Annotated in this window: 21 protein-coding genes, 1 pseudogene and 1 riboswitch; of the genes and pseudogenes, 6 read left to right on the top strand and 16 right to left on the bottom strand. The window is 35.7% G+C overall.

Features of this window, described 5'->3' with window-relative positions; all coding sequences use genetic code 11:
• Positions 1–111 precede the first annotated feature (111 nt).
• The 3 genes from A9G07_RS07390 (at position 112) to mnmE (ending at position 2,733) form a co-directional block, all read left to right on the top strand.
• Complete coding sequence (locus A9G07_RS07390; RefSeq protein WP_065734656.1) at positions 112–663, top strand: DNA-3-methyladenine glycosylase I; 552 nt, start codon at positions 112–114, stop codon at positions 661–663.
• Between the two features lie 10 nt (positions 664–673).
• Positions 674–1,276: a YdcF family protein gene (locus A9G07_RS07385; protein ID WP_081303381.1), complete on the top strand. Its 603-nt coding sequence runs from the start codon at positions 674–676 to the stop codon at positions 1,274–1,276.
• Positions 1,277–1,371: 95 nt separating this feature from the next.
• The gene (gene mnmE, locus A9G07_RS07380) at positions 1,372–2,733 is read left to right on the top strand and encodes a tRNA uridine-5-carboxymethylaminomethyl(34) synthesis GTPase MnmE (protein ID WP_065734654.1); all 1,362 of its coding nucleotides are present in this window, start codon (positions 1,372–1,374) and stop codon (positions 2,731–2,733) included.
• Between the two features lie 182 nt (positions 2,734–2,915).
• On the opposite strand, the gene A9G07_RS07375 is transcribed toward mnmE, so the two are convergent.
• A complete protein-coding gene (locus A9G07_RS07375) occupies positions 2,916–3,806 on the bottom strand; it encodes a LysR family transcriptional regulator (RefSeq protein WP_065734653.1) in 891 nt (296 codons plus the stop codon).
• Positions 3,807–3,954: 148 nt separating this feature from the next.
• Between A9G07_RS07375 and A9G07_RS07370 the strand changes: the two genes are divergently transcribed.
• Positions 3,955–4,857, top strand: coding sequence for a DMT family transporter (locus A9G07_RS07370; RefSeq protein WP_065734652.1), 903 nt, complete (start codon positions 3,955–3,957; stop codon positions 4,855–4,857).
• A 282-nt stretch (positions 4,858–5,139) separates the two neighbouring features.
• Positions 5,140–5,313 (top strand): annotated as a pseudogene (locus tag A9G07_RS12100) (tRNA uridine-5-carboxymethylaminomethyl(34) synthesis GTPase MnmE); the annotation flags it as partial.
• A gap of 89 nt (positions 5,314–5,402) precedes the next feature.
• Here the strand turns inward: A9G07_RS12100 and A9G07_RS07365 are convergent.
• On the bottom strand, positions 5,403–6,827 hold the full coding sequence (locus tag A9G07_RS07365) for an MFS transporter (RefSeq protein ID WP_081299565.1): 1,425 nt from the start codon (positions 6,825–6,827) through the stop codon (positions 5,403–5,405).
• Positions 6,828–6,842: 15 nt separating this feature from the next.
• A complete protein-coding gene (locus A9G07_RS07360) occupies positions 6,843–8,015 on the bottom strand; it encodes a M20 aminoacylase family protein (RefSeq protein WP_065734651.1) in 1,173 nt (390 codons plus the stop codon).
• Positions 8,016–8,446: 431 nt separating this feature from the next.
• Here A9G07_RS07360 and A9G07_RS07355 point away from each other — a divergent pair, with 431 nt between their 5' ends.
• Entirely contained in the window at positions 8,447–8,653 is a 207-nt protein-coding gene (locus tag A9G07_RS07355; RefSeq protein WP_065563584.1) for a heavy-metal-associated domain-containing protein, read from the top strand.
• A gap of 196 nt (positions 8,654–8,849) precedes the next feature.
• Here the strand turns inward: A9G07_RS07355 and thiD are convergent, their stop codons facing one another.
• The 13 genes from thiD to A9G07_RS07290 form a co-directional block, all read right to left on the bottom strand.
• Complete coding sequence (gene thiD, locus A9G07_RS07350; protein ID WP_065734650.1) at positions 8,850–9,662, bottom strand: bifunctional hydroxymethylpyrimidine kinase/phosphomethylpyrimidine kinase; 813 nt, start codon at positions 9,660–9,662, stop codon at positions 8,850–8,852.
• An 11-nt stretch (positions 9,663–9,673) separates the two neighbouring features.
• Positions 9,674–10,315, bottom strand: coding sequence for a thiamine phosphate synthase (thiE, locus tag A9G07_RS07345; protein ID WP_065734649.1), 642 nt, complete (start codon positions 10,313–10,315; stop codon positions 9,674–9,676).
• Positions 10,315–11,100 (bottom strand): hydroxyethylthiazole kinase, encoded by a 786-nt coding sequence (thiM, locus tag A9G07_RS07340; protein ID WP_065734648.1) that lies wholly within the window; start codon positions 11,098–11,100, stop codon positions 10,315–10,317. Before thiM ends, thiE begins: the two co-directional genes overlap by 1 nt.
• A gap of 52 nt (positions 11,101–11,152) precedes the next feature.
• A riboswitch (TPP riboswitch) is annotated at positions 11,153–11,254 on the bottom strand.
• Positions 11,255–11,308: 54 nt separating this feature from the next.
• On the bottom strand, positions 11,309–12,670 hold the full coding sequence (gene trkA / locus A9G07_RS07335) for a Trk system potassium transporter TrkA (protein ID WP_065563580.1): 1,362 nt from the start codon (positions 12,668–12,670) through the stop codon (positions 11,309–11,311).
• Positions 12,671–12,784: 114 nt separating this feature from the next.
• A complete protein-coding gene (gene trpS / locus A9G07_RS07330) occupies positions 12,785–13,780 on the bottom strand; it encodes a tryptophan--tRNA ligase (RefSeq protein ID WP_065563579.1) in 996 nt (331 codons plus the stop codon).
• Between the two features lie 23 nt (positions 13,781–13,803).
• Positions 13,804–14,499 (bottom strand): phosphoglycolate phosphatase, encoded by a 696-nt coding sequence (locus A9G07_RS07325; protein WP_065563578.1) that lies wholly within the window; start codon positions 14,497–14,499, stop codon positions 13,804–13,806.
• On the bottom strand, positions 14,492–15,169 hold the full coding sequence (gene rpe / locus A9G07_RS07320; RefSeq protein ID WP_065734647.1) for a ribulose-phosphate 3-epimerase: 678 nt from the start codon (positions 15,167–15,169) through the stop codon (positions 14,492–14,494). Before rpe ends, A9G07_RS07325 begins: the two co-directional genes overlap by 8 nt.
• Positions 15,170–15,208: 39 nt before the next feature.
• Entirely contained in the window at positions 15,209–16,027 is an 819-nt protein-coding gene (locus A9G07_RS07315; RefSeq protein ID WP_065563576.1) for a Dam family site-specific DNA-(adenine-N6)-methyltransferase, read from the bottom strand.
• 9 nt (positions 16,028–16,036) lie between these two features.
• Positions 16,037–16,846: an SPOR domain-containing protein gene (locus A9G07_RS07310; RefSeq protein ID WP_065563575.1), complete on the bottom strand. Its 810-nt coding sequence runs from the start codon at positions 16,844–16,846 to the stop codon at positions 16,037–16,039.
• Positions 16,847–16,906: 60 nt separating this feature from the next.
• On the bottom strand, positions 16,907–17,428 hold the full coding sequence (gene aroK, locus A9G07_RS07305; RefSeq protein WP_065563574.1) for a shikimate kinase AroK: 522 nt from the start codon (positions 17,426–17,428) through the stop codon (positions 16,907–16,909).
• Between the two features lie 188 nt (positions 17,429–17,616).
• Positions 17,617–18,579, bottom strand: a complete 963-nt coding sequence (gene gutQ / locus A9G07_RS07300; protein ID WP_065563573.1) for an arabinose-5-phosphate isomerase GutQ — start codon at positions 18,577–18,579, stop codon at positions 17,617–17,619.
• A gap of 170 nt (positions 18,580–18,749) precedes the next feature.
• Positions 18,750–19,373 (bottom strand): LysE family transporter, encoded by a 624-nt coding sequence (locus A9G07_RS07295; RefSeq protein WP_065734646.1) that lies wholly within the window; start codon positions 19,371–19,373, stop codon positions 18,750–18,752.
• The gene (locus A9G07_RS07290) at positions 19,370–20,812 is read right to left on the bottom strand and encodes an LTA synthase family protein (RefSeq protein ID WP_065563571.1); all 1,443 of its coding nucleotides are present in this window, start codon (positions 20,810–20,812) and stop codon (positions 19,370–19,372) included. Before A9G07_RS07290 ends, A9G07_RS07295 begins: the two co-directional genes overlap by 4 nt.
• Between the last annotated feature and the right edge of the window lie 110 nt (positions 20,813–20,922).

The raw sequence follows: 20,922 nt of genomic DNA, 5'->3' as shown, positions 1-20,922 counted from the left end.
TCAACAATAACGATATGTTTGTTTGATTTATAATATGTATAAAAAATGATATTAAGCTAAAATTCTATCTATATATCGCATATAATAATTTTAAAATATTTGGATAAAAATATGGCAAAACGATGCAGTTGGGTTACAAAAGACCCGTTATATATAAATTATCATGATAATGAATGGGGTTATCCACAATATGATAGCCTTAAACTATTTGAAAAAATTTGTCTTGAAGGACAACAAGCTGGATTATCTTGGATTACCGTACTAAAAAAAAGAGAAGAATATCGTCGATGTTTTTTTAATTTTGACCCAGAAAAAATTATTCAATTAAACGCTATTGACATAGAGTCATTACTTAAAAATAAAGGATTAATTCGAAATCGTTTAAAACTTAATAGCATTGTAAAAAATGCCCATGCCTATTTAGTTATGCAAAATAATAATGAGGATTTCTCACAATTTATTTGGTCATTCGTTGATGGTAAGCCAATAGTCAATCACTACAAAGATAAAAGTGAGGTTCCTGTTAGTACAGAAATATCCGATAAAATGTCAAAAGCACTGAAAAAGAAAGGATTTTCATTCGTAGGATCAACAATTTGTTATGCATTTATGCAATCTATGGGCTTAGTTAACGACCATTTCGAAGATTGCTTTAAAAAATGAGGAGAAATTGATGACAATCATGAAATTAATAAAATATTGCCTAATATTAATATTAGTTTATTTCATCGTTTGTAATATCATTATTTTTATTTACGCTAATCAAAAGCCATCAACTAATGCTGATACTTTAGTCGTATTAGGATCACAAGTGGTTGGAACACCAGCTGAAGCGCCACTTACCTTACAAAATCGTTTAGATACAGCATTTAATTATTTGCAGAGTAATCCAAATACCAAAGTAATTGTTTGTGGTGGGCAAGGAAGCGATGAATCTGCAACTGAAGCAAGTGTGATGGCTGATTACCTAATTAAAAAAGGTATTGATTCCTCAAGAGTATATCTTGAAGACAGATCAAGGCGAACGGCTCAACAGTTTGTTTATGCTAATCAAATTTTACCACTAGGCAAAACAGTTGTTGTGACCAATGATTTTCATATTCTTCGTTCAATTATGCTAGCTAAACGCTCGGGTATTAGTGATATTACTGGTTTACCTGCACCGTTAGCTTATACCAATATTGATAAATATATAGCAATGATAAGAGAGCCATTAGCTTTACTTAATTCATGGCTGTTTGACCATCCATTAGATTATGTGGAAAATAATAATTAGCCATTCTAATTAAGTTAGATAGCTTGCCTTTACAGATTTTTAATGATAGTCATGGTATGATTAATCATTGCTATTTTTAATTACAATTAATAAATATGAATTCAGACACAATTGTTGCACAGGCAACACCACCTGGTCGTGGTGGTGTTGGCATATTGCGTATTTCTGGTCCTAAAGTACAAGAGGTTGCCAAAGCAGTTTTAGGTATCTTACCTAAACCGCGATATGCTCATTATCTACCGTTTTTAGCCGCTGATGGAACAACGTTAGATGAGGGCATTGCTTTATTCTTTCCCAATCCAAACTCGTTCACAGGTGAAGATGTGCTTGAACTACAGGGCCATGGTGGACCCGTTATTTTAGATCTACTGCTAAAACGTATATTAGAAATATCTGGTGTGCGTATAGCAAGACCAGGTGAATTTTCAGAGCGAGCTTTCTTAAATGATAAATTAGATCTTGCGCAAGCTGAAGCCATTGCAGATTTAATTGATGCAAGTTCAGAGCAAGCGGCCAAATCTGCTTTGTCCTCTTTACAAGGCGTGTTTTCCAAGAAGATTAATGAATTAGTTGAATCGCTTATTCATTTGCGTATTTTTACTGAAGCAGCTATTGATTTTCCTGAAGAAGAAATAGACTTTTTATCTGACGGAAAAATAGAAGCAGAGCTTGACCAAGTTATTCAACGATTAAATGAAGTTCGTCATGAAGCCAAACAAGGTTCATTACTGCGGGAAGGCATGAAAGTTGTCATTGCCGGTCGACCTAATGCGGGTAAATCAAGTTTACTTAACGCATTAGCCGGTCGTGAGGCGGCTATTGTTACTGACATAGCAGGGACAACACGTGACGTTTTGCGTGAACATATTCATATCGATGGTATGCCTTTGCATATCATTGACACTGCCGGACTACGCGAAGCCAGCGATGAAGTAGAACGAATCGGTATTGAACGGGCATGGCAAGAAATTGACCAAGCGGATCGGGTGTTATTTATGGTTGATAGCACAACAACCAATGAGGCCAACCCAGAAAAACTTTGGCCAGAATTTATTGAACGCTTGCCTAAAAATATGCCAGTAACCGTTATTCGAAACAAAGCAGACTTAACAGGTGAACCATTAGGCTATAGTGAACAAAATGGTTATTGCCTTATCCAACTATCAGCACGAACTGGAGAAGGTATTACCTTATTACGTGATCATCTTAAACAGGTAATGGGCTTTACTAGTAGTACAGAAGGGGGCTTTTTAGCTCGTCGACGACACTTACAAGCACTTGAAAAAGCTGCAGAGCATTTAAATAATGGTAAATACCAGCTCACAACATTTCATGCTGGCGAACTATTAGCAGAAGAACTAAGATTAGCTCAAGAAGCTCTGAGTGAAATCACTGGTCAATTTACATCAGATGATTTATTAGGAAGAATATTCAGTTCATTTTGTATTGGTAAATAATTTAAGTTTTACAGTTAGAGAGCTAATACTTGTCAAAAAACAGAATTTAGTGTTTTGGTTTTTGAACATAATGAAATAAAAGAGTTGAACTACAGTAATTTCTGGAGAAAAATCAATGTTATTCGAAAAAATATAAAAAATATACTTAGTAAATACGAGAAATAATCGTTTAGGTATGGATTTTAAAGCATTAAATTTACATAATTTTCAATGTATTGTTTAAAAATCTTTACTCTGTTTGGCATATAATTTCTATCCTTGAATATTAGAGAGATCGGTCGAATGCTACCGATCCAATTAGGTAACACTTGCACTAACTCTCCATTAGCTAAACTTTTTTGAACAAACTGAGATGGAACAAAACATATCCCCATTCCTGCTTTGGTTGCGTCAATTATTAGTTCAGTATCATCCATAATCAAATAAGGATTTGCTTGTACCTCATAATATTCTTTATTTGTGGTATTAGTGAGTGACCAGCTTAAGTTATGACTTATATTAATTAAATTTTTATCGAGTAAATCAATGGGATGTGTACATATAGGTATTTGTTCTAAATAATCTTTGGATGAGCACAAAATATTTTTCGACAATAGTATTCGTTTTGCTATCCAATCACTATCGGTCAAATCTCCCACACGTATGGCAATATCTATATTCATATCAGCTAAATTGACAATTTGATTCGTAGCCATTAAATCTATTTTTATATCAGGGTATGTTTTCATAAATGAAAACACACAGTTTCCAAACCATTGATGTGTTAGGCTTAATGGTGCAGTTATTCTTATTGTTCCGGATAACTTTTGGTTAAAATCATACAAATCTTCAGCTGTTTCAACAAACTCCTCAACTAAGGTAGTAAATTTAGCAATATACATTTGTCCTAATGTCGTTAGGGTGATCTTCCTACTGCTTCTATGCATCAAAAGACCGCCAATAGCTTCTTCTAATTGAGTTAGACGTCTGCTTATAGTTGGTGAAGGCATACAAAGTTTATGCGATGCCTTAACAATACTACCTTCTTTAATTACATTAATGAAAATGACCAAATCATCTAATGATAATTTCATTTTTGAAATTTAACCTTCTTTTTTTGTTTATTGTATTATAAATGGATTATTCATAAAATCAAAATCTATCAGTTATTGACCTACCTTAAGAAACGAGGACTAACTTGATATCATCAGATGCCTTTTTATGAATAAAATAGAGATTAAAATGAAAAAAAAAATTACAATTTTACTTGTTACACTATCAACCTTTTTTTGGGGAACTAATTTTAATGCAGGTTCAATAGTTGTCTCTTCCGTATCGCCACTTACAGCAGCTTCTGAACGATTTATTATTGCAACATTAGCTATTTTTGTTTTTATGATCATTAAAGATAAAGGCAACATCAGCACATTTAGATTAAATTGGAAACCATTAATTTTACTTGGGTTATGTGGCATTACAGGCTTCAATTTAGCCTTTTTTATCGGATTACAAACTACATCCGCTTTAAATGGTGCACTTATTATGGCTACATCGCCAGTGACAACCATATTAATATCTTCAATTATAGAAAAACACCGTGTTTCATTGCCACAAACTGTAGGGATGTTGATCAGCTTGATTGGTGTAATTTTAGTGATAAGCCATGGTGATATAAATAATATACTTAAATTACATTTTACTCGTGGTGATTTGATTATTTTATTGGGAAATCTGGCTTGGGCAACCTACACTGTTGGATGTCGTAGATTTATATCCGATTCGACACCATTACAAACAACAGCTTTTACGATGTTATTTGGTACTATAGGAATAGTTGTATTTTCTTTTTATCAAAGTGACTTAATAAAAGAGATTGAAGAAATTTCAACATACAATCAAATTATTCTTATTTATATGGGACTTGTTGGTTCAGTATTAGCATATTTATTTTGGAATGTTGGGATAAAAGAACTAGGTGCAGCTAATACTTCATTGTTTTTCAATTTCGTACCTGTTTTTACTTTATTACTCGCTTTTATAACCGGTACAATACCCAATTTATTACAGTTAGCTGGAGCCCTTTTAGTTATAAGTGGAGTGATATATGCGACAGGATCTTATCAAATATTAAAAATTAATCGTTAAAAAAGTCCTAATATCACAATTCAATAATCATTATTTGACATAATTAACCATAAGTTCGAGAGTTTTTTTGTTTAAAGATTTTTTGAGTAAAATGTCATTTAATGTTTTGTGCAATGACGGTTAAGTAGATTTGTACTCGTTATGGCTATTCCCTCATTCAATTATTAGTACGAAAAGGATAAGCTATTACCCTATTATGTGATCATATCAAACAGGTAATGTGTTTTCTTGTAGCTCAGAATGAGACTTTTTGGCTTATTACTGACATTTATAAGTACTTAAAAAGCAGCAGAGCATTTAAATAATGGTAAATATCAGCTCACAACATTTCATGCTGGTGAACTATTAGAAGAACAACTTAGACTTGCGCAAGAGTCATTGAGTGAAATCACTGGCGAATTTACCTCCAATGATCTACTTGGGCGCATATTCAGCTCATTTTGCATTGGTAAATAAGCTGATCATACTGTCGGTTAGAAATATAGGGATAAAAATAAGAAGTCATATCCCTATGAAGTGTTTTAAGAATTAAAAATTAACTTAAGCTATTTATTCTTGCCGGCATTATTTGGAACTAAAAATAAAATTGAAATAAAACATAACAGACAAAATCCGACATTAATCCATAATCCAATTGCTGCGCCAGTTGCTATACTTTGACCACTGGCAATAACTGCAGCATAAATTGATGCTGAAATGGCGACACCAAAAGCACCGCCTAATGAACTTGCCATTTTATATATTCCTGATGCAATACCAACTTTATCTTCAGGGGCGCTAGAAATTGCTGTGTCGATCGAAGGTGTCGCATAAAAACCTAAACCAAGACCAAATAAAATGTAGCCACCTAATACTGAAATAATATAAAGCATATCTGGTAAAAATGTCAGCGTCATCAATGCAATTCCGGAACCAGTAATTAACGGTCCCATTAACATTGGTTTTTTCGCACCTACCTTTTGTAAGATTTTTTCACCAACACGAATCATACATAAAACCGAAACTAAATAACCAATAGTTAATAATCCATTTTGGAAAGAGGTAAACCCTCGCCCCTGTTGGGTATAAGTGCTGGCCACAATTAACGTGCCTGCAACAGCATTTAGCATAAAGTTGGATAAGGTAGCACCACGGTAAGGGATATTTTTAAATAATGCAAAATCAATGAAAGCGCCACTCGCTTTACTTTTTTCAATAACAAAAAATAAAATCATAAAAACAAAACAAACGGTAGCCAACGATAATGTTGCTACACTAGTCCATCCAAAAGTAGAACCTTTGGTTATCACAAGATTTAATGAAACTAACGTAATAACAAAAACAAATAGCCCTACATAATCAAATTTTGGCAGACTCGAAGGATCTTCAATTTTGGTTTCAGGAGTTCCTTTCAACAAAAGCATACCTAATACAGCACAGATAATAGAGATTATAAAGATCCATTGCCAACCTAAATAAGTCGCTATTGCACCGCCAGCAAGCACACAAGTGCCCGAGCCGCCCCAAGATCCAATCGACCAAAAACTCAATGCACGCTGACGATCTTTACCTTGATAATAGGTTTTCACTAATGCTAAAGTCGATGGCATAATACAAGCTGCAGATAAGCCTTGAATAATGCGTCCAAAGGTAAATAATATTTCTCCTTGGGCGAAAATCAAACAAAGACAACCAATAATACTTAAAATAAAACCAAAGTAAGTAAAACGAACTCGTCCAAAGCGATCAGCTAAACCACCAGCAACCACAATAAAGCAGCCAGAGAAAAGTGCAGTCAAACTTACTGCTAAATTAAAAGAGGCTGGAGTGATACCAACAGTATGCTGAACAGCCGGTCCAACATTGACTATTGATTGAGCAAACAGCCAAAAAGTAATAACCCCTAATACAATGCCTAATGTTAACCGGTTATAACTTTTAAATTGCGCGGTGCTAGAACTCTTTGAAGTTGACATATTTAAACCAGACATAGAAGCGATTTATCCTTATTTACTTAAATATGTTTCAGTTAATGCAACCCAATATGACGCAGCAGGAACAATACATTTATCATTAAAATCATAACCAGGATTATGAACACTACAAAATCCTGGTTCGTCTCCATTGCCGATAATCATATAACAACCATTTGGATTGCTCTCTAACATAAAAGCAAAATCTTCACTGCCCATAAAAGGATGGCAATTATCATGAACACGATCTTTACCGACTAATTTCTGAGCAACTTCTAATGCAAATTTTGTTGCATTAGCATCATTATGTAAAACAGGGCTACCATTGATATGTTCGATTTTAACTGAGGCGCCAAAACTTTCCGCCTGCGAAGTGGCAATTTCGGTAATACGCTTGAGCAATAAAGTTCGGGTATTATTATCTAATGCTCTGATGGTTAGCTTCATCAATGCATCGCTATTCACCACATTGGGGGCTTCGCCAGATTGAATACAACCAATCGTGATAACAGCTTTCTCAAAGGGTGAAACATTGCGGGAAACAATACTTTGTAAAGCAATGCTAATATAACAAGCAACAAGCGTCGCATCAATTCCTCGCTCAGGCATGGCTCCATGAGCACCTTTCCCTTTGATGGTGATATGAATCGTATCGGATGAAGCCATAAGAGCACCGCTTTTAAAATAAAAATGGCCTTCCTTAAATCCGGGCATATTGTGAATACCGAAAATCACATCACAAGGAAATTGTTTAAATAAACCCTCATCGACCATCACTTTCCCACCATATAACAACTCTTCAGCTGGTTGAAAAATGACATGTAAAGTCCCATCAAAGTTGCGTGTTTCGGCAAGATATTTAGCTGCACATAGCAAAATAGTGGTATGCCCATCATGACCACAACCGTGGAATTTACCATGGCTAACACTGCTCCAAGGTTTACCCGAAGCTTCAACAATAGGTAATGCATCCATGTCAGCTCTAATACCTATTTTCTTATTACTAGCGCCATTTTTCAAAACACCAACGACGCCAGTTTTTGCTAGACCACGATGAACCTCATAGCCCCATTCAGATAGCTTATTTGCAACTAAATCACTGGTTTTTTTCTCTTCAAAACCTAACTCAGGATGTTTATGAATCTGATGTCGAATATCAACAAATTCTTGTTCTGTTTTTCTAATCGTTTCCATAATATGCTGCATTTTAGGCTCCTAATTAACCTGAATATCGTTTATGAGAAAAAAAATAAAAATGGAACTATACATCTAAGTTAAAATTATATTTAAAAACAAAAACTAACTTTGTTATCAAAACCACATAGATGAATAAATATACAATCTAATTTTGTATAAGTCGATTATTTCTGTTATTCAATTTTTATTCTTGAAGGATAACCTTTCTTATTTTTCTTGGCACGATGGTTTATTTGAGTATAAAGGAGCAGAAACGCTCAATCATTACGATTTATTAATAACAGATATAAATCTTATAAATTTTCATTATTCTGAGGTGTTTTTTTTGTAGGCTTATTGGCGTAATATAATCACTATACTTTATATGGCAGGCAAATTTATTTTAATTATAGATGTTCCAACGTTGCACTAGATGAATTATTAGATAACAAAAGGGGATAATGATGAAATTAATCGTCGATAATATGAGTTGTCAACATTGTGTTAAAACTATTACTAAAGCAATTAACGATATTGATCCTAAAGCTAAAGTGACCGTTGATTTAGCGAAGCATGAGGTTGATATAGAAGGTGGTACTATCTCACAAGAAGCTGCAATTCAAGCCGTTAATCAAGCGGGGTTTGAGTTTGTGGGTATTTCGTATTAAGGCAATACTATTTACAATTTCTCATTTTAAACGATTAAGACAATCGCTTAAATACTAGATAATACAAATATCCAATAGCCTCTATTTTACTAGATAATGCACTAAAAAAGTTTTCATATACTTCATTGGCACGGATTGTCGATGAAGTATATAGCTGTTGAAAATAGCGTTTGCCGAAAATACCACATTTAGCTTTCTAGCCTTTTCCTGCGGTGTCCCACCATTGATAAAAATGGTGAGTAGGTCCAATTCCTTTACCAATTTTCAAATTATCTGCATTTTCAATGGCACCTTGTAGGTATTTTTTTGCTTGTTTAACGGCTTCTTCTAACTCATATTTTGGTAGTAGTGCTGCAATAGCTGCCGATAATGTGCAACCTGTACCATGTGTGTTTTTAGTTTGGATACGTGGTGATGCCATTCTGATGATCTTTGTTGGCGTGATTAGATAATCAGGACTTTCTTGACTTGGCAAATGCCCTCCTTTCATTAATACTGCCTGACAGCCTGATTTGAGTAGCTCATAACCCTGTTGTTGCATTTCATCTTCGTTTTGTGCCTCATGACAATCAAGTAATGCTGCTGCTTCTGGAAGGTTAGGGGTGATGATGGTGGCGAATGGTAATAGCAATTCTCGAATAGCGGTAATGGCATCATTTCTCAATAAAGGATGCCCCCCTTTGGCTATCATTACCGTATCAAGAACAATATTGGCAATAGGATTATTGCTTAATAGATGATTAACCGTGGTTACAATCTCTTTATTCATCAGCATACCGATTTTAACGCTATCAATATGGATATCTTGATATAGTGTGTTAAATTGAGCCTCAACAAATTCGGGTGGCACCGGGTATATGCTATTAACACCTTGTGTACTTTGTGCGGTTAAAGCAGTAATGACTGACATCCCATAAGCGCCAAGCGCTGAAAAGGCCTTTAAATCGGCCTGAATACCTGCACCGCCACTAGGATCGCTACCCGCTATAGTTAATGAAACTGTTGTCATGGTTTAATTTCCTATCTTGCTTGTCTTATTTTTCTAATCAAATCAGATGTGGCCTTAGCAATATCTCCTTGCCCGCAAATTGCGGATACAACGGCAATACCTTCAATGCCAGTTTGAATCACTTCAGTTAAATTGTTTACACCGATACCACCGATCGCAACGGCAGGGCATTGTTTTGCTTTAACAAGTTCAGTCAATTGGGCGATGCCTATTGCTTCTGCTGCATCTTTTTTGGTGGGGGTTGGATAGATAGGGTCAATACCTAGATAATCGACTAGTTGCCAAGGAACGCGCTCAAGTTGCGAATAATTAGAGACTGAAAGCCCTATCCATTTATCTTCTCCAATTAATCGTCGTGCAACTTCGACAGGTAGATCGCTTTGTCCAACATGAACACCATCGGCATCGACAGCTAAAGCTATATCAATATGATTATTAATCAATAGTGGAACTTGAGTGTCGATTAATACTTCTTTTAAAGCTTGGGCGGCTTTATACCAATTTCTACCTGAATATTCTTGTTCTGAACGTAATTGAACGGCAGTAACACCATTTTCAACTGCAAACTTAGTGGTATTAACCATACCATTTATGCCATCACAAAGTACTGGATCAAGTACTAAATAGAGTGTTAAATCAAGTTGCTTCTTCATCAAAAATCCTTATTTGTGGTGAAAAGAGAAAGTTGGTCAATAATTGACATAGCAAAAGTACCTAACCCTTGCTGTTTATTAGCGAGTTCACCCGCTTTTTTCATCATAAAGCAGGCTGAAGCAGTAGCCTTTAAATGATCTTCAGAACTTGCAATCAATGCAGCTACAATCGCAGATAATGAACAACCAGTACCAGTTACTTGTGTTAGCGCGATATCACCCCCAACAATTCTATAAACCTGCTCACCATCTGTGACATAATCGGTCTCACCTGTTATTGCAACAATGGTTTGATATTTCTTGGCTAATAGCATTGCCGCATTTAATGCAGAATCAGTAGAATCCAGTCCATCAGGCCCTTTTGATGATGATTGTTGACCACTTAATGCTAGAATTTCTGAAGCATTTCCTCGAATAACTGTCGGTTTAAATGTTAATAATTGCTTAGCAATTTCAGTACGATATTTCAATGCTGCTCCAACTGCGACAGGATCTAATACCCAAGGAGTTTGATTAGCTTTTGCGGCGGCTAGTAACATGCTTTTAGCGCTATGACTATTGATCGTACCAATATTAATTAACAAACCATTTGCAATGGCAACAAAGTCCTCAACTTCTTGCTCAGCTACCACCATCGCTGGTGAAGCCCCAATCGCCAAAAGAACGTTAGCGGTGTAATTTTGTACCACATCATTGGTAATACAATGGATTAAAGGTCGCTTCTGATGAACTTGCTCAATAAAAGGAATGGCATCTTGATTTGAAAATAATTTAATGACCGACATATTCTTTCCTTATCTAATAAATAATATTAAGGGAAGAATGTGTCAAAAGCGGTAATTAAGACAGAGACTTCCCTACGCTGGCATGATCCAGATCAGGTTCAACGGGTAAATTCTCAGTTTTTTGCTCTAACAAAAAACACCCCGAGTCTAAATAACAAATTTGGATAAAATTGAATCTATTATGAACTGAGTTTAAAAATTAAACAAGTTATTGTAATAATCTTTCTATATCACTAATGGCGCGTCTATCCGGTAAGAAAATTATTAAATGATCGCCATCTTCAATCATTAAATCCGTATTTACTATAATTACATCTTCACCACGAACCACGGCACCAATCGTAGCACCTGAAGGTAATTTTAAACTGTTGATATTTTTACCGACTAATTTTGAATTTTCGGCTTCACCACGAGCAACTACTTCGACAATTTCTGATTCACCTTGGCGTAATGAGACAACTTTAACTACACCCGTTTGCCTAACATGGCTTAGTAGTTCTGAAATAGTGGCATGTTGTGGTGAAATCGCGATATCAATAACACTATCGTTAATCAATTCTAAGTAGGCTTGTCGCTGGATAAGAACGATGACTTTTTTTGCCCCCATTCTTTTTGCCAGCATAGATGACATAATATTGGCTTCATCATCGCTAGTGACCGCCACAAACAGATCGGTTAACTCGACTTGCTCTTGCGATAATAATTCTTGGTCTGATGATTCACCATGTAACACGGTGGTATTAACTAACTGCTCAGCTATTAATTCAGCTTTTTCTGCATTACGTTCAATCAACTTAACTTGATAATCATTCTCTAAACGTTTAGCTAAAGCAATGGCAACGCCACCACCACCGCTAATAATAATACGTTTATAAGGTTTTTCTAGCCTTTGTAGTTCACTGGTTACTGCTTTAATGTTGAGGGGAGGGGTAATAAAATAAACCATGTCTCCAGCTTCAATTAAAGTCGAACCTATTGGACGAATAAAACGATTTTGACGATAAATAGCAACAACACGCGCTTCGACATGTGGTAAATGCTCTTTAAGTTCGGACAGTTCGCTCCCCACTAACGCACCACCGTAATAAGCGGTTACAGCAACCAAACAGACACGATTATCATAAAACGAAGCAAACTGTAGAGCACCAGGATATTGAACTAATTGGCTAATATGATTTGTAATTAAGTTTTCAGGAGCAATAATATGATCGATGTTGATACAATCTTTATTGAAGAATGGGTATCTTTCATCGTTATATTCAGGAGCACGGATTCTAGCAACTTTTTGTGGAATATTAAACATCACATGCCCAATCTGACAAGCCATCATATTTACTTCATCAGAATTGGTAACGGCAACTAACATATCGGCTGATTCCGCGCCAGCACTCTCTAATACTTGTGGGTAAGATGATTTACCGCAAATGACTTGTAAATCAAAACGCTCTTGCAAAGATTGCAATTTATCATGATCTTCATCAACGACAGTCACATCGTTCTGCTTTTCAGTTACTAGATATTCAGCAAGTGCACTACCAGTTTGGCCTGCACCAAGAATGATAATTTTCATAATAAACCTATTATAATCAAAAGGCCTCAAGCTAACTCATTATTAGAACAATAGAGCTCATATCAATTAAAGCCGTTTGATATTGTTTAGTAATAATCGCAATCTTATTTTAGATTATACAAAACCGATTGCGTCATAAACCTTCTTCAACGTAGGCTCTGCTTTAGCGCGAGCTTTTTGTGCTCCTTCTTGCATAATTGAAAGAAGATAATTTTCATCATCTCGATATTGATGATATTTTGCTTGTAAACCGGTTAACATCTCGATAACTTGATTTGCCACCTCGGTTTTTAGATGACCATACATTTTGCCTTCAAACTCTTTTTCAAGTTCAGCAATCGGCTTACCTGTAATACCTGTCAAAATATCTAACAGATTTGAAACACCGGCTTTGTTTTTTGAATCATAACGTACAACAGGTGGTTCGTCTGAATCGGTCATTGCCCGTTTAATCTTCTTCTCGACATCTTTCGGATTCTCAAGTAAACCAATAACATTGTTACGATTCTCATCTGATTTAGACATCTTTTTGGTTGGATCTTGTAAAGACATCACACGAGCACCTACTTTAGAAATAAACGGCTCAGGAACAGTAAAAATATCGCCATAAAGTGCATTAAAACGCATAGCGATATCACGTGATAACTCGAGATGTTGTTTCTGGTCATCACCTACAGGAACTAAATTAGCTTGATATAACAAAATATCAGCAGCCATTAATACTGGATAATCAAATAGCCCGGCGTTAATATTTTCAGAGTGACGAGATGACTTATCTTTAAACTGCGTCATACGACTCAGTTCACCAAAATAAGTATAACAGTTCAACGCCCAACCTAATTCAGCGTGAGCTGGTACTTGTGATTGAACAAAAATAGTACTTTTTTGTGGATCGATACCACAGGCCAAATAAAGCGCTAACGTATCAAGTGTTGCTTTTCGCAACTTATTAGGATCTTGACGGACCGTGATCGCATGTTGATTGACAATACAATAAACGCAATCATATTCATTTTGCAAAGACACCCAATTCTTCAAAGCCCCTAAATAGTTGCCTAATGTTAGTTCTCCTGATGGCTGAGCGCCACTAAATACAATTGGTTTACTCATAATTTATTCCTAATTTATACTCATTATTTTTTTGCATCAGCCTTTGGCTGAGGTAATAAGGTTAAAATATCTTTAAAATCATCAAATAAAAAATCAGGCTTGCTAGATGCAATCGACACCCCATAATTATAACCATAACTTAATGCTACAGTCGGGCAATTAGCATTTTTAGCAGCAGTAATATCATTCTTTGAATCACCAACAAACAGCAACTGATCACTAAACAATCCAAAGGTTGCCATGACTTGATAAAGTGGGGCAGGGTGTGGTTTCAACTTAATCACATCACCACCACCAAGTACCAATGAAAAGTATTCTTTAATACCTAATGACGTCAATAAAGCAGGTAAAAATTGTGCAGGTTTATTGGTAACTAAAGCTAAGGGATAATGATTTTCATAAAGCGTTTTTAAGGTTTCTTTAACATGCGGGAATAGCGTTGTTTGCTCATCCATAACCTTATCATAATGATGATTAAACAACTGTTTCGCTTTATTGAAATCCTCTTTAGACGGATTGCGACCAATCACGTTGAATACGCGTTCGAGCATGACATCAATGCCATTACCGACCATGTTTTTTACTTGCTCATTAGTAACGGTGGGTAACTCCAAATCTGCTAACATCTTTTGTGCAGCTAAGGCAAGGCCAGGCACACTATCGACTAAAGTTCCATCTAAATCGAAAGCAATAGCTTGAATATCATTTAACTTAGCCATGGTTAACACCTTCTAATTCTTTACGCATTGCATCAATTACGGCTTTATAATCCGGTTGACCAAATATTGCCGAACCAGCAACAAACATATCAGCACCCGCTCTGGCAATTTCAGCGATATTATCAACTTTAACACCACCATCAATTTCTAAACGAATCTTTCTGCCAGACTCAATAATGCGCTGTTTAACTTGTTGCAATTTTTTTAGAGTACTTGGTATAAATGATTGTCCACCAAAACCTGGATTAACGCTCATTAATAAAATAATGTCGACTTTATCCATCACATAATCTAAATAATCTAACGGCGTTGCAGGATTAAGTACAATTCCCGCACTGCAACCATGATCTTTAATTAATTGCAAAGAACGGTCAAGGTGAATAGTAGCTTCAGGGTGAATAGAGATATTAGTTGCGCCAGCTTTGGCAAATGAGGTAATTAAATCTTCAACCGGCGAAACCATCAAATGAACATCAATCGGAGCCTTAATACCATAGTCACGAAGAGCCTTACAAAACATACTACCCATCGTCAAATTTGGTACAAAATGGTTATCCATTACATCAAAATGGACAACATCGGCACCAGCGTCTAATACTTTCTGCGTATCTTCTCCAAGTCGAGCAAAATCAGCGGATAATATTGATGGTGCAATAATAAACTCTTTCATAACATACCTCTACTAATAAAACCTTATACATAAAATAGGTTATTTTTGGTACAAGGCTAATATTTCATCAATTTTTTTGCGTCCTTCGCCAGCACAGCTAATTGAGCGTCGCATTTCTGCACGGTAAAGATGTCGCGCTTTACTATATAACGTTCTGGTATACTCTGTATCGTGATTTGATAGTAGTACAGGAATATTTTTTTTATAAGCTATTTTTTCAGCTAATTGTGACAATCGCTTATGTTCTTCAAAACCAAAATTATTGGAATAATAAGCCGTAAAACCGATAGATTCATTTGGAGAAAGATAAGGCGGATCACAATAAATGACAGAATTGCGTTTTGCCATTTTCATTGCTTCATGATAAGGAGTACAGATAAACTCAGCTTTTTGTGCTTTTTGAGCAAAATAGTAGAGCTCCTTCTCAGGAAAATAGATAGTTTTGTAACGTCCAAAGGGTACATTAAAAAGCCCGCTATTATTATAGCGACATAAACCGTTATAACAGTGGCGATTCAAATAGACAAACAAAAGCGATCGTAGATATTGATCTTTACTATAATTAAAGACATCTCGTAGCTGATAAAAAGCCTCAGCTTGATTATTCTGATGATTAAATAATAGCTTAAGATCATTAATAAACTTATCAGGATTGGATTGTAATAACCTAAATAACGCAATTAGATCATGATTGATATCAGCTAAAATATAACTTTTAAAGTTTGTGTTTAAAAAAACAGAACCAGCGCCTACAAAGGGCTCAATGAGTTGGTCCCCTTCTGGTAGATATTGTTTAATTGTGTCCACAAGCTCATATTTTCCTCCAGCCCATTTTAAAAAGGCTCGTTGCTTCTTCAAAGGAAACTCCTATTTTGCTGATTTTTCTTTATTAATTGTTTCGCCAGATTTAATCCAAGGCTTATCTTTTTGTAGTGCACTTGGTAAAGATTTGATCGCTTTTCTGGCTTCGTCAGCAGAATCATATGTACCTTTAACTAAGATATACCATTTAACATTATTTCGTTTGGTTTCATAAATTTGGTAATTAGTAAGATTATGTTCTTTAACCAATCTTTTCAAACCATCAACTGAACTAGAAGAACTAAGTTGAATTGAAAACTGATCATTCTTAATTTTGGCAATCGAAGTTGAATTATTACCTGTTATTACACTATTATTTGAGTTAGAAACAGTAGGATTGCCTCTATCTGGATTTATTGGTTTATTTAAATTAGTTGATGAACCACTAGTATTTTGAGTTGTACTGTTACCCGTTGGTTGCAGCTCTGGTCTAGAACCCGATGTTGACTGTGTTGATGCTGGAGGTTGACTAACCCCATTATCGTGCTCATTAACATTACTATTAATTGGGGCTGGTGGCACAGGTGCAGAATTTTGTTGACCTTGCGCTAACGCCCCACTATCGCCACTGATTGTTGAATCAGGCGTTTGCGTCGACGAAACACCATTGACTTCAGGAGGAGTCAGTATGGTTGTTTTTTTTGAAGGACGAGATATCACAAAGCAAACCAACAAGACAATAATAGCTAAAGCTAATCCCATAATAATCAATTTTTTCTTCGAATAATGCTGAAAAAAAGTTGATATACTAAAAGAAGGCGTAGAAGACTTACTTGATTGTTCTGGTATATAACGATCATCTTTATCTACACGCATATTAACTCCTTTCAAATGGTTTATTGCCTCATGGCCAGCCGAATTTAAAAAATTGAAATTTTAAATTTGTTCTATTTTTTCAATAATATATCCAGCAACACCTTTGGCACTTTGCTCATCAGTTTTAATCGTAATATCAGCGATCTCTTCGTAAAGTGGATCACGCTCTTCGGCTAATTCTTCGTAAAGTTCACGGGGAGTATTGCCACCTTGTAATAAAGGACGACGCTTATCTTTCTGGGTTCTTGCCATCTGTTTTTCTATTGTAGTTTCTAAATAAACTACAATACCGCGAGCTGATAAACGGTTACGTGTCTCTTTAGATAAAATCGAACCACCACCAGTAGCAAGAACTATACCTTGTTTTTCAGTCAACTCATTAATGACTTTCTCTTCTCTGGCTCGGAATCCGTCTTCACCTTCTAAGTCAAAAATCCATGCAATATCAGCACCTGTACGTTTCTCGATCTCTTGGTCAGAATCAAAAAATTCCATACCTAACTGTTGTGCAATTTGTCGGCCTATTGTGCTTTTTCCTGCCCCCATAGGGCCAATTAGAAAGATATTTCGCTTTTCTGCCATTGTAGTTTCATCATCTATTAATTTTGGTTAAAATTTACAACACAATATCAATTTATAATGACTTAAATAACTCATCATTTCGGTATTGAATTGTGTAACTTACTTGGATCTCCGTCTAACGACAAAAATTTAGGTCGGTAATTATCTCAATAGATAGCCCCATTTTGCAACAGGTATTTATTAATCGATTAACTAATACCTGCTTGATGCAGATCATGAATATTCAGCGCACCAACCAATTCGCCGTGATTATTTACCACAGGTGCAGCAGTAATATTATGATCATTAAATGATTTTAAAGCTTCGACCGCTTTCCAAGTTTCAGGTATTTGATGTCCTGGACTTGTCATTACATCGACAATATTATCTTGTAATGTACCATGTTTTAGTAACAAACGGCGTAAATCGCCATCTGTAAAAACGCCAACTATTTTATTATCATCTTGGCATATTGCAACTAACCCCACACCAGTACGACTTAATTCTAACATGGCATCAAGAACTGTTGCAGATTGTGGTACTCTAGGAATTAAATCACCCTTACGCATAATATCTTTTACATGATTTAATAGTTTAGCGCCTAAACTGCCAGCTGGATGTGAACGAGCAAAATCTTCTTCCTTAAATCCACGAGCTCGCATAACGGCAATTGCCAGCGCATCGCCCATCATTAACGTATTAGTTGAGCTTGAGGTTGGAGCTAATCCCATTGGACACGCTTCCTTTTCGATTGAAATATCCAGCACTGCTTGCGCAGCTAATGCTAATGGGGAATCAAGCCCACCTGTTATGGCAATAACTGGAATATTCATTGCTGCAAGAATGGGTAAAATAAATTGAAATTCCTTAGCTCGTCCTGAATAAGAAATCAAAATCACGACATCATTCTCGGTCACCATTCCTAAATCACCGTGTAATGCTTCAGATGGATGCATAAAAAATGCTGGGCTACCAGTACTGGCTAATGATGCTGCGATCTTTTTACCAATATGACCAGATTTACCAATGCCTGACACTACAACTTTGCCTTTTGTTGACAAAATTAATTGGCAGGCCTTAACAAAACTCTCACCAAGCCGAGCTGGCAGCTTCTGTGCCTCATGAAGCTCAAGTTCAAGTAATTCTCGACCATATTGTAATAATTTGTCCATTTTTAGCCACTCATCAAATTAAAACTAAAAAATATATATTGATTAAATTATTAATAGTCTAGCAATTAACTATTCAATATTCAAAAGCCTTTTAGAATAAAAAGATAAGAAATAATTGAGGAGCGCACTTTTTGGAATAAAAAATGTTGAGGAACGGGGTTTTTAAAGCTTTAGAATCCTAATCCAACTTTCACTCCAAGCACGATTAATATCACGCCTAACAACTTATCAATAATCACCTGTAACTTAAAATAACGACGTTGGACAATTTGGGTTTGGAAGACGAATACTACCATCGGCCACCAAATTGCAGCTTCAAGCCAGATTATAAAAGCAACTACCAGTTTATCTACCATCGTTGAGCTGGCATTAAGTAGTTGAGTAAAGATAGCTAGAAAAAACAGCGTGGCTTTTGGATTAAGTAAATTACACAATAGCCCTTGCATAAACGCAGCTTTGGCTGTGACATTCAGTTCCTGCGTTTGTTTGGAAACATAGGCGGTGCCACTGCTTTTGGCTAGTAACGCTTTAACGCCAATCCATAACAAATAAGCGGCACCGGCATAACGTAATGCATTATAGAGCCAAGGGGTGGCGGTGATTAATACAGCAATGCCTGCCACACAGTAACTCATATGAATGGCGATAGCACTAATTACTCCTAAACAGGTCATTAATGCTATTTTTCGGTTATAGCTTAAACTATTTTTTAAGACCAGAAAAAAATCTGGCCCGGGTGATATCATGCCTAAACAACTAATGGTTATGACCAAAATTAAGGTATCGACTGTCATTTTTGCTCTTGTGCTGCATTGTTTAACGTGGCGATGTTTGATTTATGTTGTTCGATAAATTGCTTTTTATCGAAGTTTTCACCAATTAAGTAATCAGTTAAGAATTTTGCATTCGTTTTAATTTGTGCACCATTCAAAATCATTCTTGGTAAGTCGATTTGGTAAATGGTTTGGTTGGATGATTTTTGTAAATCATCACTATTCGCATTGGTTAATAAGTACAATTTGCGTTCTTTTTCCGACAATTTTTTAACGGTTTCGGTACCCGCACCCATCATTAAATGGTCAGGGAAGATATAAAATACGGTATTGTCTAGTAAACCTTGCTCTTTTAGGTGGTTAATAAATTGCCCTAAATTGTAATCGAGAGATGCGGCTACAAAAGACATGTTGTCATGCTTTGGGCTAATAACAGAGGTCATGCGTTCATCGTTAAAGCCATTTGGTGCATGGGTTGAGACGGTCGAAACAAATAGCGCAAATGGTTTGTCATTATTTTTCATCTCTTGTATTTGCTGTTCGGCGATGTCTAATATATCTTTATCATATAACCCAAATGGCGCATTTGGGTATTTGCCTGGATAGTTTTTTTCAGATACCACTTGCATTCCAACTACTTCTGCTGTGTGGCCAATGCTCGCAAATTCAGGACCAGCCATAACGTAACGAGTTTGGTAGCCTGCTTGTTTTAATACATCACCTAAAGTGACTAATTTAGTCGAGTTAGCGTTTTTTAAAGGGGATGTTGAATGCTCACCAATTAAAAATGGTACACCGGTCATATAAGTGTACATTGAGGCGGTTGTCCAGGTACTACCTGCACTCATTGGCATATTTGGATAAAAGGTATATTGTTGCTTTAGCTGTCTTAAATTAGGCGTAATATCAGCAAAATCTAAAAATCCTTGCTCGAAAGATTCTAACGATAACACAATAATATTTTTGCCTTTTTGACTGTTTAACTGTGATTTTGCAACATAATCATTCATATTAAGCGTTTGTAATGCTTGCTCGAAGGTTGCTTTTGGCGCACAGGTGACTTGATAGATTTCATAGAGGCGACTAATTGGACCATTATGATAACTAATTGAAGCAATTGCGATGACAGCAAACGATAAGCGCCATAACAATCGGCATTTATTGCGAAATAAGTTGGCTAATTTACTAATTATAAAAACTAATCCTAAAAAGACTACAATCACTAATACAGCCTGTAACTTGAAGATAAATAATCCTTCAATAATGTCATTCACATTTAAATTCACGTAAAACTGATAATCAATAAATCCACCACTAAAATAGATAGAGGTGAGTTCCATAACAATGATGACGGTCATTAAGACAATAGTGAGAAGTTGCCATTTTTTTTGTTTAAAAAAAGAAGCTAAGGTAATAGTTAAGATAAAAAGTGGTAATACGATTAAAGTCGAAAACGGCATAGTTAATGATACTCAGATTTTCTTAAAACGGGAATATTGCATCAGTATATACGTTTTAATCAGAAAAATAAAAATCGTAGATTGCAAGGTAATATTAATGCGTTGATTTT

This window comes from Gilliamella sp. wkB72 (genome assembly GCF_001693745.1).
GTDB classification, from domain to species: Bacteria; Pseudomonadota; Gammaproteobacteria; order Enterobacterales; family Orbaceae; genus Gilliamella; species Gilliamella apicola_E.
The sequence above is the reverse complement of the archived record's forward strand: the minus strand, read 5'-3'. Positions and strand labels throughout refer to the sequence as shown.